Origin of the sequence: Pseudomonas sp. IPO3774, from assembly GCF_013386835.1 — a bacterium.
Classification (GTDB): Bacteria; Pseudomonadota; Gammaproteobacteria; order Pseudomonadales; family Pseudomonadaceae; genus Aquipseudomonas.
Genome location: NZ_JACAQY010000023.1, coordinates 16,387 through 28,551, shown reverse-complemented (window position 1 = coordinate 28,551; position 12,165 = coordinate 16,387). Strand labels below are relative to the sequence as shown.

Sequence of the window (12,165 nt, the reverse complement as noted above, 5' to 3'; positions counted from 1 at the left end):
ACTGGTCGGCCACGTGTTTTTCAAAGGACGAAACACCATGCACACACCTGAACCCAAAATCGTGATCACGCGCTTCACCGAGGCCCACCTTGAAGGCGTCGCTGCGCTCTACAACGACCCGGCTGTCTGCCGTCAGGTGCTGCAAATGCCTTTCCAGTCAGTCGAGGCCTGGCGCAAACGCCTGGTGCAGGACAACGAGCGGCGGCTACAGCTGGTGGCGCTGCATGCCGGTGAAGTGATCGGCCAGCTGGGTTTGGAACAGTATTTGCGCGTGCGCCAAAGCCACGTCGGTTCATTCGGCATGGGCGTCGCCACCGCCTGGCAGGGCAAGGGCGTGGGCTCCCGGCTGCTGGGCGCGGCGCTGGAGGTGGCGGATAACTGGATGAACCTGCACCGGGTGGAACTCACGGTGTACGCCGACAACGAAGCCGCCCACCGGCTGTACCACAAGTTCGGCTTCGAGACCGAAGGCCTGCTGCGCGACTACGCCGTGCGTGACGGCGCATTCGTCGACACGCTGACCATGGCGCGCATCCGCAAGCCGGCCTAGTCGTCCTGCAACGCAAACGCCACCGCAGCCTGCGCATGCAGCTCGGTGGTGTCCAGCAAGGGCAGGTCGCTGTGCTGCGGCTTGATCAACAGGCTGATTTCCGTACAGCCGAGGATGATGGCCTGGGCGCCACGGGCGGCCAAAGACTCGATCACCCGCTGGTACACCTCACGCGATGCGTCGCTGATCACCCCGACGCACAACTCTTCGTAAATGATCCGGTGCACGGCCTGGCGCTCTTCAGCGTCCGGCACCAGCACGGTCAGCCCCTGCGCCGCCAGGCGTGACTTGAGAAACTCCTGCTCCATGGTAAACGCGGTACCCAGCAGGCCAACGCTCAGGGTGCCAGCTTCCACGGCCGCCGCGCCGGCAGCGTCTGCAATATGCAGAAACGGTATCGACACCGCCGCTTCAATCTGCGGCGCTACCAAGTGCATGGTGTTGGTACACAGCACGATGCATTCGGCGCCACCGGCTTGCAGGCGGCGGGCGGCGTCTTCGAGGATCAGCGCCGCGTCGTCCCAGCGCCCGGCGTGCTGGGCCTGCTCCACCGGGCCGAAGTCGACGCTGTACATCAACAGTTGTGCCGAGCGCAGAGGCCCGAGCTGGTCGCGCACGTTCTGGTTGATGATGCGGTAATACTCGGCGCTGGACTCCCAGCTCATGCCGCCGATAAGGCCGATGGTGCGCATGCGATGCTCCTGAATTGGACGGGCGAGGGCACCACATTACCCGCGCGCTGCGCTTTAGTCATACGCCGGTGTGCGGCATCTGCCATGATCAAGGCTCGCAACATGGGTCACCCAAGGAACACGGCAATGGACGATGTACAACAACTGGGCGAGATGCTGCGTCATTACGCCGACAGCGAAGCCCACAAGAAACAGCAGTTCGAAGTGCAGTCGGCCCATTGGGCGCAGAAGATCGGCGAGTTGTTCGGCCAGATCGAGCAGTGGCTTGCGCCTGTGAAGACGGTCGGTTTGCTGGAAGTGCAGCGCGAGGCGTACGTGGCTTCCGGCCCCAGCGTGCCGGTGGAGACCTCCACCTTCAAGACCGAGAAACTGACCATCCATATCGCCGGCAAACCGGTGGAGTTCGTGCCGGATGTGATGGGCGCCGGCGGTTTGATTTCGCTGTCGGTGATGGGTTTGACCGCCGCCCGCTACGGCAGCATTTCCCTGGTATTGCTGCCGGGGAAAAACGACTGGCTGTGGAAGAAAACCAACGGTTTGAAAGACCCGGATACGTTCGGCTTCGATGCCAACTTCCTGGCGTTGCAGTTGCAGAGCCTGATTCCCCGCGAACGCGGCTAGTCGCTCAATGTGGTGCTTGTGTGGGAGCGGGCTTGCTCGCGAAAGCGGTGTGTCAGTCGCTGTATATGTTGACTGAACCACCGCATTCGCGAGCAAGCCCGCTCCCACAATTAGATCTCTATATTGCCCCAGTCCTGCTTTGTTTCCTCAGGCGCCACCGCGTTGACCCGCTTGCCCGTGGCCAGCTCCACCCGCCGTGCCACCTCCGGGTCATCGGCGAACGGCATCAGGCTGGCCTCATCCAGGCTCTCCTTCGACTGGCCCCGCAGGCAATACTCCACCGCGCCATACAGACTGATCACCGCCGCCAGGTTCAGCACTATCTCCCACATCAGGCGATCTGCGCGTCAAGCTGCGCCACCTTCAAATCCGCCACTCGCACCGTGCGCCAGGTGTTGTACGCCATCAGCAACATGCCGCTGAGGAAGAACACCCCGCCGACGAATCGCACCACAAATCCCGGGTGGCTGGCCTGTAACGCTTCCACAAACGAGTAGGTGAGGGTGCCGTCATCGTTCACCGCCCGCCACATCAGGCCCTGGGTGATGCCGTTGACCCACATCGACGCGATGTACAGCACCGTGCCGATGGTCGCCAGCCAGAAGTGCATATTGATCAGCCCCACACTGTGCATCTGCGCGCGCCCGAAGATTTTCGGGATCATGTGGTACAGCGAGCCAAACGTGATCATCGCCACCCAGCCCAGGGCGCCGGCGTGGACGTGGCCGATGGTCCAGTCGGTGTAATGGGAGAGGGCGTTGACGGTCTTGATCGCCATCATCGGCCCTTCAAAGGTCGACATCCCGTAGAACGCCAGCGACAGCACCAGGAAGCGCAGGATCGGGTCGGTGCGCAATTTATGCCAGGCCCCGGAAAGCGTCATCATGCCGTTGATCATCCCGCCCCAGCTCGGCGCCAGCAGGATCAGCGACATCGCCATCCCCAGCGACTGCGCCCAGTCCGGCAGCGCGGTGTAGTGCAGGTGGTGCGGACCGGCCCAGATGTACAGGGTGATCAGCGCCCAGAAGTGCACGATGGACAGGCGATAGGAATACACCGGCCGCCCGACCTGCTTCGGCACGAAGTAGTACATCATCCCCAGGAAACCGGTGGTCAGGAAGAACCCCACGGCGTTGTGCCCGTACCACCACTGCACCATCGCGTCGGTGGCCCCGGAATACACCGGGTAGGACTTGAACCAGTCCACCGGGATCGACAGGTGATTGACCACGTGCAGCATGGCGATCACCACGATGAACGCACCGAAGAACCAGTTGCCGACGTAGATGTGCTGGGTCTTGCGCTGCACCACAGTGGTGAAAAACACGATCGCATAGGCCACCCACACCACGGTCATCCACACCGCGCCGCTGAACTCGATCTCGGCGTATTCCTTGGTGGTGGTGTAACCCAGTGGCAGGCTGACCAGCATGATCACGATCACCGACTGCCAGCCCCAAAAGGTAAAGGCAGCGAGCTTGTCCGAGTACAGCCGTACCTGGCAGGTGCGCTGTACTGCGTAGTAGCTGGCGGCGAATTGCGCGCTGCCGGCAAAGCCGAAAATCACCAGGCTGGTGTGCAGCGGGCGCAGGCGGCCGAAGGTGGTCCACGGCAGGTCGAGGTTCATCTCGGGCCACACCAGTTGCGAGGCGATCCACACGCCCATGGCCATGCCGACCACGCCCCAGACGATGGTTGCAATGACGAATTGACGCACGACCTTGTAGTTGTAGGCCTGTGCGGTTGATGGTGGTTGCATGCTTAGTCCTCCCACGGTTCCAAGTGGGCGGCACTGTAGGAAGTATGGGTAGAACAATACAGACTCAGACCCGGGTCATTAATACGGATCAGCCACTAACCTGCATTTTTCGCACGTTACCCCCGTCAATAAATCGTTTGTCCAACCCCCGCCCAATGACAAAACTGCAAGTCACTCGCAAAACAACAACGATTGGGCAAAAAACCATATGCAAATCGAGCGCAACTTTTACAACGGCCACTTCGCCGAACCTGCCAGCACCGCCCAAATCGCGGTCTACAACCCCGCGACCGAGGCCCAGGTAGGCCGGGTGTCCGCCGCCACCCCTGATGAAGCCATTGCGGCCGTCGATGCCGCCGCCAGCGCACAGAAAACCTGGGGCAAGCTCACCAGCATCCAGCGCGCCGAACACCTGCGGGCTTTCGCCGCCGCCCTCGAAACCTGCGCTGAAAGCATAGGCCGGGCGCTGGCCAGCGAATCCGGCAAAAGCCTCGACGACGCCAGCAACGAAGCGCGCTACGCCGCCCAGATCACCCGCTACCACGCCGAATGGGCACGCCGCATCGAAGGCGAAATCATCCCCAGCGACACCCCGGACGAAAACCTGTTCCTGCAACGCGAGCCCATTGGCGTCGTGGCTTGCCTGATTCCGTTCAACTACCCGGTCTATACCCTGCTGCGCAAAATCGCCCCGGCGCTGATTGCCGGCAACACCGTGGTGGTGCGCCCGAGCAACAACACGCCGTTGTCCGCCTTTGAAATCGCCCGTGCCGTCGAGCAGTCGGGCATGCCGGCCGGCGTGATCAACATCCTGACCATGGACCACGCCACCGCCGCCGCCCTGTGCACCCACAAGGCCGTGGGCCTGATCACCCTGACCGGCAGCGTCAACGCCGGGCGCATCGTGCTCGACTACTGCAAGGCCAACATCGCCAAGCCGTCCCTGGAGCTGGGCGGCAAGACCCCGGCGATCATCGAGGCCGACGCCGACCTGGAAAAAGCCGCCAGCGACATCATCGCTTCCAAGACCACCCACTGCGGCCAACTGTGCACGGCCGTCGAGCGGGTGTATGTGCAGGAAAGCGTCTATGACCGATTCCTGGCCCTGCTCAAGGCCAAGATCAGCGCCGTCAAATTCGGTGACCGTGCCACGGATGCGGGCCTGATGGGCCCACTGGTCAACGCCAGCTCCCGGCAGAATATTCACGCCATGGTCGAGCGCGCCATCGCCGACGGTGCTGTACTGGAAACAGGCGGCGTACTTCCCGAAGGTCCGGGCCATTTCTACCCGCCGACGCTGCTCAGCGCCTGCCGCCAGGACATGGAAATCATCCAGGAAGAAATCTTCGGCCCGGTGCTGCCGGTGCTCAAGTACCGCGATATCGACGAAGCGCTGGCCATGGCCAACGATCACCAGTTCGGCCTGTCGTCGGTGCTCTATACCGAGAACTACCGCACGGCCATGAAAGTCGCCAACGCCATCGAGGCCGGCGAGTTGTACGTCAATCGCACCCCGGCCGACCCTTACCAGGGTTTCCACGCCGGCTGGAAACGCTCAGGGCTGGGCGGCGATGACGGCAAGCACGGGATGCTTGAATTCACCCAGACCCGTTTGGTGGTCATGAAGTACTGATTCACCGACCACCGGCTTCACCTCAATAAAAACAATTATCGGGGCACCTGCACAGTGGGTGCTCGAGGTCTACAAGATGTCCAAGCCTGCACCCGTTGCCCAGGGTTTCGATGCCGTGTCCGCGGCTAACAGCGACAAAGCCAGTCGCTACTTCCAATTGATGTTGCTGGTATTGGCTGCCGGGGCGATCTACCCGATCCTCTACCTGCGCCAGGTCTACCAGACCACCATGCTCGAGGTGTTCCAGATCAACCACAGCCAGCTGGGTTATCTGTACTCGATGCTCGGTACGATCTTCCTGCTCAGCTACCTGCCGAGCGGCTGGTTGGCCGATCGCCTGCCGCCACGCTTCCTGATCTTCTTTTCGTTGGTGGCCACCGGGGCCCTGGGTATCTGGTACTCCACCGTGCCGTCGATGACCGGCCTGATGATCATCTTCGGCTGCTGGGGCCTGACCACCGGCCTGACCTTCTGGGCTTCGGTGCTCAAGCGGGTGAAGATGATCGCCCATCACAGTGAGCAGGGCCGCTTCTTCGGCATCCTCGACGGCGGCCGTGGCCTGGTGGAAGCCTTGCTGGCGACCGTGGCCCTGGGGCTGTTCGCCTACGCCACCGAGACCCGCAGCCAAACTGCGGCCGAAGGCTTCAAGCACGTGGTGTACCTGTATTCGTTCGTGTGTATCGCCATTGGTTGTGTGCTGGTGCTGCTCAAGGACCCCAAGTCCATGGCCGAAACTGCGGCGGTCGAGAAGGGCAAGTTCAACCTGATCGCCGACCTCACCACCCTGGTGAAAATCCCCGAGCTGTGGCTGGTGACCGCCATCGTGTTCTGCGGTTACCACATGTTCTGGGCCACCTACAGCTTCTCCGATTACCTGCAAGGCAGCGGCATGACCGCCGTGATGGCCGGCACCATCACCACCATCAAGTTGTGGATGCGACCCATCGGCGGGATCGGCGGCGGCTGGCTGGGGGACAAGTTTTCGAACATCTCGGTGCTGATCGTCGCGCTGCTGCTGGTGACCCTGGCGATGGTCGGCCTGATCGTGTTCCCGGCCATTGGCAGCCTCGGCTTGCTGATCGGCACGGTGATCTTTATCGGCCTGATGACCTACGCGATTCGCGGCCTGTACTGGGCGATCCTCGACAGCTGCGACATCCCGCTGCGCATCACCGGCCTGGCCATCGGCATCGTCTCGGTGGTGGGTTACCTGCCGGACACCTTTATCCCGCTGATCAATGGCTACCTCACCGACACATACCCGGGGCAGGTCGGCTACAACCTGTACTTCGGCTACATCGCCTTCATCGGCGTGCTCGGGACCCTCGCGGCCCTGACCTTGCGCGCCCGGATCAATCGTAAAAAATTCAACCAGACAGGTGCCTGAGATGAAAATCGTCGCCCTTGAAACCCATATTGTCGCCGTACCGCCGCCGCACATCGGCGGCATGTATTGGCTGTTCGTCAAACTGAAAACCGACTGCGGCATCGAAGGCGTGGGCGAGATCTACGCCGCCACCTTCGGCCCCAAGGCCATGCTGCCGATCATCGAGGACGTGTTCGAGCGCTACCTGCTCAACCACGACCCGCACCACATCGAGCGCTTCTTCCACCAGGCGTACTCCAGCGGTTTCACCCAGCGCCCCGATCTGACCATGATGGGGGTGGTCAGCGGCTTGGAAATGGCCTGCTGGGACATCATCGGCAAGGCCGCCAACAAACCGGTCTATGAGTTGCTGGGGGGCAAGGTCAACGAACGCCTGCGTTCCTACACCTACCTGTACCCGGTCAACAGCAAGGGCGAGTACGACTACGACGACCCGGACCTGGCCGCCGAATGCGCGATCGAGAACATGAACAAGGGCTTCACCGCCGTGAAGTTCGACCCGGCAGGCCCGTACACCGCGTACTCCGGCCACCAGATCTCCCTGGAAGTGCTGGAACGCTGCGAAACCTTCTGCCGCAAGATTCGCGAGGCGGTGGGCGACAAGTGCGACCTGCTGTTCGGCACCCACGGGCAGATGGTGCCGTCGTCGGCGATTCGCCTGGCCAAGCGCCTGGAGAAATACGACCCGCTGTGGTTCGAAGAACCGGTGCCACCAGGCCAGGAAGAGGCCATGGCCCAGGTCGCGGCGAAGACCAGCATTCCCATCGCCACCGGCGAGCGCCTGACCACCAAGTACGAGTTCTTCAAGCTCTTGCAGGCCGGTGGTGCATCGATCCTGCAAATGAACGTGGCCCGCTGCGGCGGCCTGCTGGAAGCCAAGAAAATCGCGAGCATGGCCGAGGCCTACTACGCGCAGATCGCCCCGCACCTGTACAACGGACCGATCGGCGCAGCGGCGAGTTTCCAGTTGGCCACGTGCACGCCGAACTTCCTGATCCAGGAAAGCATCATGACCTGGGGCGGTTTCCATGCCGAAGTGCTGACCAAGCCGCTGCAATGGGAGGACGGCTACATCATCCCGTCCACCGAGCCGGGCCTTGGGGTGGAGCTGAACATGGACGTGGTGCGCAAGCACACGCCGTACACCGGCGAGCGGCTGCACCTGCAAATGGCGCCCACGCCTGCTGACGTGAAAGACACTTCGCCCGCCAAGGGCTAAAAAAAACGACTTATGCGGTAACCGTGAATGACATACGACTACATCATCGCCGGCGCCGGCGCCGCAGGTTGCGTCCTGGCCAACCGACTCTCCGCCTCGGGCGAGCATTCGGTATTGCTGCTGGAAGCCGGCGGCAAGGACAGCTCCTGGTGGTTCAAGATCCCGGTCGGTTTCGCCAAGATGTACTACAACCCGACCTTCAACTGGATGTACTACAGCCAGCCGCAAAAACAGCTGGCCGACCGTGCCATCTATGCCCCGCGGGGGAAGGTGCAGGGCGGTTCCGGCTCGATCAACGCCATGATCTACGTGCGCGGCCAGGCCCATGATTTCGATGACTGGGCGGCCAATGGCAACGACGGCTGGGGCTTCAAGGACGTGCTGCCGTACTTCCGCAAGCTGGAAAATCACCCCCTGGGCGACACCGAATACCACGGCAGCAGCGGCCCCATCAGCATCACCCCGATGAAGGGCCAGACTCACGCCATCTGCGATGTATTTCTCAAGGGCTGCGAGCAATTGGGCTATGGCCTGAGCGATGACTTCAACGGGCCGAACTTCGAAGGTGCGGGCCTCTACGACGTCAACACCCGCAACGGTGAGCGCTGCTCCAGCAGCTTTGCGCACCTGCACCCGGCGTTGGGTAGGCCGAACCTGACCGTGGAGTTGCATGCGCTGGTAGACCGCGTGCTGTTCGACGATCAACAACGCGCCACCGGCATCAGCGTGACCCAGCACGGCGTGGTTCGCACCTTTACCGCGCGCAAGGAGGTGATCCTGTGCGCCGGGGCGGTGGATACGCCGAAGATCCTGCAACTGTCGGGTGTGGCGGACAAGCAATTGCTCGCCGAACACAACATCCCGCTGGTCAAGGACCTGCCTGCAGTGGGGCAGAACCTGCAGGACCACCTCTGCGCCAGCTATTACTACAAGGCCAATATCCCGACCCTGAACGACCAGCTCAGTTCGCTGTTTGGCCAGTTCAAACTCGGCCTCAAATACCTGCTGACCCGCAAGGGCGCGCTGGCCATGAGCGTCAACCAGGCCGGCGGGTTCTTTCGCGGCAACGAAGGGCAGGCGCACCCCAATCTGCAGCTGTACTTCAACCCGCTGTCGTACCAGATCCCGAAAAACAACAAGGCCAGCCTCAAGCCCGAGCCGTATTCAGGCTTCCTGCTGTGCTTCAACCCGTGCCGGCCTACCAGCCGCGGGACGATCCGCATCGCCTCGAAAAACCCACGGGACGCGGCCTTGATCGACCCCAACTACCTGAGCACTCAAAAGGACATCGACGAGGTGATCCAGGGCAGCCGGCTGATGCGCAAGATCATGCAGGCTCCGGCGCTCAAGGGCGTGACGGTGGCCGAGGTATTGCCGGGGCCGGCGGTGCAAACCGATGAGCAGATGCTGCAGTACTTCCGCGAGAACAGCGGCTCGATCTATCACCTGTGTGGCTCTTGCGCCATGGGCTCGGACCCGCTGGTGTCGGTGGTGGACAAGCGCCTGAAGGTGCACGGGATGCAAGGGCTGCGGATTGTCGATGCGTCGATTTTCCCCAACGTGACCTCGGGCAATACCCATGCGGCGGTGTTGATGGTGGCGGAGAAGGGTGCGGATCTGATCCTGCAGGATGCCTGAGTGCACCACCGATAAAATGTGGGAGCGGGCTTGCTCGCGAAGGCGGTGTGTCAGGCGCTGGATATGTCGACTGAACCACCGCCTTCGCGAGCAAGCCCGCTCCCACAGGGGGATTTAATTCGGTAGAGAGACCGTGTTCTGCCACTGGGCAACCGTTTCGGCACTGATGCTTACCCCACCACACACAATCACCACCACATCCTCAATCCCGGCAATCGCCCCATGCTCCAGATACGCCACGGCCAACGAAACCCCACATGCCGGTTCCACCAACTGGCGTAAATCATCGGCGTACCGCGCCACGCCCATCATCGCGTCGGCATCACTCAACACCACGCATTGATGGGCAAACCTGCCGATATGCTGCACCGGCCACGCCGCCACCTGGGTCGCGGCCAACGACTTGGCCACGGTATCGATCTTCGCCAGCCGCACGGGCTTTCCAGCCTCTACGGCAGCAGCAAACGAAGCCGCGCCCGCCGTTTCACACGCAATCACCTTGCAGCCGAACCGCCCATGACGCTCCAGGCCCGTCAGAACGCCCGCGAGCAGTCCACCGCCACCCACCGAGGTCACGATGGCGCCCACCTGAGGGCAGTCCTCGAGAATCTCATCGATCATGCTGCTGTGGCCTTCCCACAACAGCGGGTGATCAAAGGCCGGCACATACAGTGCCTCAGGTGATTCGGAGAGTTGCAGCGCCAGCTCATTGGATTGATCCCACAGATCACCGTGCACCACCACCTCGGCCCCGGCCTGGCGGATGCGTGCGCGGGTGGCTTCGGGGGTGGTGGTCGGCACCACGATCCGCGCCTGTAACCCCAGGCCGCGCGCCGCGAAGGCCGTGGCCAGCCCGGCATTGCCGCCGGAGGGGCATACCACCGTGGTCTTGCCCTGGCTCGCCGCGTAGGCGCACAGCGTGGTCATGCCGCGCAACTTGAACGAGCCACAGGGTTGCAGGTTCTCGAGCTTCAGCCAGACCCGCCGGGTAGCGGTAGACAAGCCGGGGTGCAGGATCAACGGGGTGCGAATCGGCAGCATTTCACAAGTTCCTTTTGGGTGAGGCTGCCATCCTACCTCAGCTCGTGGCCGCCACCAGGGGTTCGGCCGGTGTCTTGCGGCGTGTCACATGGCTGATGCCCATGATGATCAACGGCGTGAACAGGGCGATGTAGGCGTTGTCGATGCCCCACGGATTACCGGCGAGGAACCAGCCCACGGTCGCGAGCAACGAGGCAATGATGCTCAGGAATGCCCCGGCCGCCGTGCCGAATTTCGGCGCGTAGAACACCATCAACACCAGCACGGCCAGGGAGGCGCGCAACGCCTTGCCGAGGAAGGCGATCATCAGCACCTTGTCCGAGGTCAGTGCCAGGGCAATCGGCAACAGGCCGACAGCGATGGTCGCCAGGCGCACGAAGCGCAGGGACTTGGCGTCGCTTTTTTCAGGGTTGAACCATGGCTCGTAGAAGTCCCGCAGCAACAACGTCGCCGAGCCCATGCTCACCGCCGAAATGGTGCCGAACAGCGAGCCGGCAAGGCCTGCCACCACCAGCCCGGCCGTCAGTTGGTCCATGCTGGCGATCAGGGTGGGGAAGGCTTGCAGGGAGTCGACATGGGGGAACAGCACCGCGCTGCACATACCGATCAGTGCTGCGCCGATGCCGAACGGCACCATCAGCACCGCCACGTAGAAACAGGCGCGCTGGGCCTTGCCTGCATGGCTGACGGTGTTCACCGCCTGGATTACGTATTGGGTGGAGAAGATCGAACCGATCCCGGCGATCATCCAGGCGATGATCTGGCCCCAACCCACGGCGGTCCAGTCAAACATGCTGGCGGGCAATTGCGCTTGCAGCTGGCCGATGCCGCCCACCTGCTTCAAGCCGAACCACAAGGCCAGGCCGACGCCCAGGTATTTCAGGGCGGCGTGGACGAAGTTGGTGTAGATCACTGAGCGCATGCCGCCGATGCTGACGTATGCCACCGAGACTACGCCGACGATCACGATCGCCAGGGTTCGGTCTACTTGCATCACGCTGGCCAATACGGCGCCGCCGCTGGCGTAGATCGAGACGGCGACGATCTCCAGGGCAAAGATGGTAATGATCGACGTGGCGAAGCGGGTGCGTTGGCCGTAGTTGCGCGCGAGTACGCCGGAGATGGTGTTGTCGCCCAGGTCCTTGTATTTGCGCGCCAGTAGCCAGGCGAAGAGTACGAAGCCCAGGGCCAGGGCGAACAGGTTCCATGCGGCGGAGATGCCGACCTTGAAGCCGGTTTGGGCGGTGCCGATGCTGACTGCGGTGCCGATAAATTCCGAGAGCATCAGGAAGCCGATCAGGAACGCCGGGAAGTGGCCGCCGCCGGTGGTGTAGTTGTTGGCGCTGCGGGAGTGACGGCGCACGCCGTAGCTGATCAGTGCCAGGCTGAGCATGTACAGGCCGGTGATGGACAGTACGATCCATGAGGAGTGGGTGGGCATTTTTTATACTCTTTAGGTATTTTTGTAATTGTGGGTAGTTTCCTCTGCTGGTTTTGCTTTCGTCTAATATCGGGTTGGTATGGTTTGATACTCTTTTGGTATGGGTGTATATCCGTTATCTGGGTACCGGCTACCTATGGTTTCGCTCTTACAGCGAGGGCCGCCGCTGCGCAATACCTGCGTT

Annotated in this window: 11 protein-coding genes; 6 read left to right on the top strand and 5 right to left on the bottom strand. The window is 62.1% G+C overall.

The window, feature by feature from the left end; translation table 11 throughout:
• Positions 1–37 precede the first annotated feature (37 nt).
• On the top strand, positions 38–550 hold the full coding sequence (locus tag HYE77_RS15300) for a GNAT family N-acetyltransferase (RefSeq protein WP_003212556.1): 513 nt from the start codon (positions 38–40) through the stop codon (positions 548–550).
• Here the strand turns inward: HYE77_RS15300 and HYE77_RS15295 are convergent.
• On the bottom strand, positions 547–1,242 hold the full coding sequence (locus HYE77_RS15295; RefSeq protein WP_008432548.1) for an aspartate/glutamate racemase family protein: 696 nt from the start codon (positions 1,240–1,242) through the stop codon (positions 547–549). The two genes, HYE77_RS15300 and HYE77_RS15295, sit on opposite strands and share 4 nt — an antisense overlap.
• Before the next feature lie 126 nt (positions 1,243–1,368).
• On the opposite strand from HYE77_RS15295, the gene HYE77_RS15290 reads away from it, so the two are divergent.
• Positions 1,369–1,863, top strand: coding sequence for a hypothetical protein (locus HYE77_RS15290; RefSeq protein ID WP_003212554.1), 495 nt, complete (start codon positions 1,369–1,371; stop codon positions 1,861–1,863).
• Between the two features lie 110 nt (positions 1,864–1,973).
• Here HYE77_RS15290 and HYE77_RS15285 read toward each other — a convergent pair whose 3' ends face one another.
• Together HYE77_RS15285 and ccoN are read right to left on the bottom strand one after the other, a co-directional pair.
• On the bottom strand, positions 1,974–2,195 hold the full coding sequence (locus HYE77_RS15285; protein WP_177068950.1) for a cbb3-type cytochrome c oxidase subunit 3: 222 nt from the start codon (positions 2,193–2,195) through the stop codon (positions 1,974–1,976).
• On the bottom strand, positions 2,195–3,622 hold the full coding sequence (gene ccoN, locus HYE77_RS15280; RefSeq protein WP_008432550.1) for a cytochrome-c oxidase, cbb3-type subunit I: 1,428 nt from the start codon (positions 3,620–3,622) through the stop codon (positions 2,195–2,197). The genes HYE77_RS15285 and ccoN overlap by 1 nt, the downstream gene beginning before the upstream one ends.
• A 208-nt stretch (positions 3,623–3,830) precedes the next feature.
• Between ccoN and aldA the strand changes: the two genes are divergently transcribed.
• The 4 genes from aldA to HYE77_RS15260 all read left to right on the top strand — a co-directional run bounded on the left by aldA (position 3,831) and on the right by HYE77_RS15260 (position 9,499).
• A complete protein-coding gene (gene aldA, locus HYE77_RS15275; RefSeq protein WP_102604901.1) occupies positions 3,831–5,255 on the top strand; it encodes an aldehyde dehydrogenase in 1,425 nt (474 codons plus the stop codon).
• Between the two features lie 76 nt (positions 5,256–5,331).
• The gene (locus tag HYE77_RS15270) at positions 5,332–6,642 is read left to right on the top strand and encodes a nitrate/nitrite transporter (RefSeq protein WP_177068949.1); all 1,311 of its coding nucleotides are present in this window, start codon (positions 5,332–5,334) and stop codon (positions 6,640–6,642) included.
• Between the two features lies 1 nt (position 6,643).
• Positions 6,644–7,861 carry a mandelate racemase/muconate lactonizing enzyme family protein gene (locus tag HYE77_RS15265; protein ID WP_177068948.1) on the top strand — a complete coding sequence of 406 codons (1,218 nt, stop codon included), beginning with the start codon at positions 6,644–6,646 and terminating at the stop codon, positions 7,859–7,861.
• A gap of 27 nt (positions 7,862–7,888) precedes the next feature.
• Positions 7,889–9,499: a GMC family oxidoreductase gene (locus tag HYE77_RS15260; protein ID WP_003212548.1), complete on the top strand. Its 1,611-nt coding sequence runs from the start codon at positions 7,889–7,891 to the stop codon at positions 9,497–9,499.
• 114 nt (positions 9,500–9,613) lie between these two features.
• Here the strand turns inward: HYE77_RS15260 and HYE77_RS15255 are convergent, their stop codons facing one another.
• Both HYE77_RS15255 and HYE77_RS15250 read right to left on the bottom strand, forming a co-directional pair.
• On the bottom strand, positions 9,614–10,540 hold the full coding sequence (locus HYE77_RS15255) for a pyridoxal-phosphate dependent enzyme (protein WP_177068947.1): 927 nt from the start codon (positions 10,538–10,540) through the stop codon (positions 9,614–9,616).
• Positions 10,541–10,577: 37 nt separating this feature from the next.
• Positions 10,578–11,981, bottom strand: a complete 1,404-nt coding sequence (locus HYE77_RS15250; protein WP_177068946.1) for a sodium:solute symporter family protein — start codon at positions 11,979–11,981, stop codon at positions 10,578–10,580.
• Between the last annotated feature and the right edge of the window lie 184 nt (positions 11,982–12,165).

Coding starts and splice junctions, on each gene's coding strand:
- HYE77_RS15290 (WP_003212554.1), top strand. CDS start 1,369: ATGGACGATGTACAACAACTGGGCGAGATGCTGCGTCATTACGCCGAC.
- HYE77_RS15295 (WP_008432548.1), bottom strand. CDS start 1,242: ATGCGCACCATCGGCCTTATCGGCGGCATGAGCTGGGAGTCCAGCGCC.
- aldA (WP_102604901.1), top strand. CDS start 3,831: ATGCAAATCGAGCGCAACTTTTACAACGGCCACTTCGCCGAACCTGCC.
- HYE77_RS15285 (WP_177068950.1), bottom strand. CDS start 2,195: ATGTGGGAGATAGTGCTGAACCTGGCGGCGGTGATCAGTCTGTATGGC.
- HYE77_RS15300 (WP_003212556.1), top strand. CDS start 38: ATGCACACACCTGAACCCAAAATCGTGATCACGCGCTTCACCGAGGCC.
- HYE77_RS15255 (WP_177068947.1), bottom strand. CDS start 10,540: ATGCTGCCGATTCGCACCCCGTTGATCCTGCACCCCGGCTTGTCTACC.
- ccoN (WP_008432550.1), bottom strand. CDS start 3,622: ATGCAACCACCATCAACCGCACAGGCCTACAACTACAAGGTCGTGCGT.
- HYE77_RS15265 (WP_177068948.1), top strand. CDS start 6,644: ATGAAAATCGTCGCCCTTGAAACCCATATTGTCGCCGTACCGCCGCCG.
- HYE77_RS15260 (WP_003212548.1), top strand. CDS start 7,889: ATGACATACGACTACATCATCGCCGGCGCCGGCGCCGCAGGTTGCGTC.
- HYE77_RS15250 (WP_177068946.1), bottom strand. CDS start 11,981: ATGCCCACCCACTCCTCATGGATCGTACTGTCCATCACCGGCCTGTAC.
- HYE77_RS15270 (WP_177068949.1), top strand. CDS start 5,332: ATGTCCAAGCCTGCACCCGTTGCCCAGGGTTTCGATGCCGTGTCCGCG.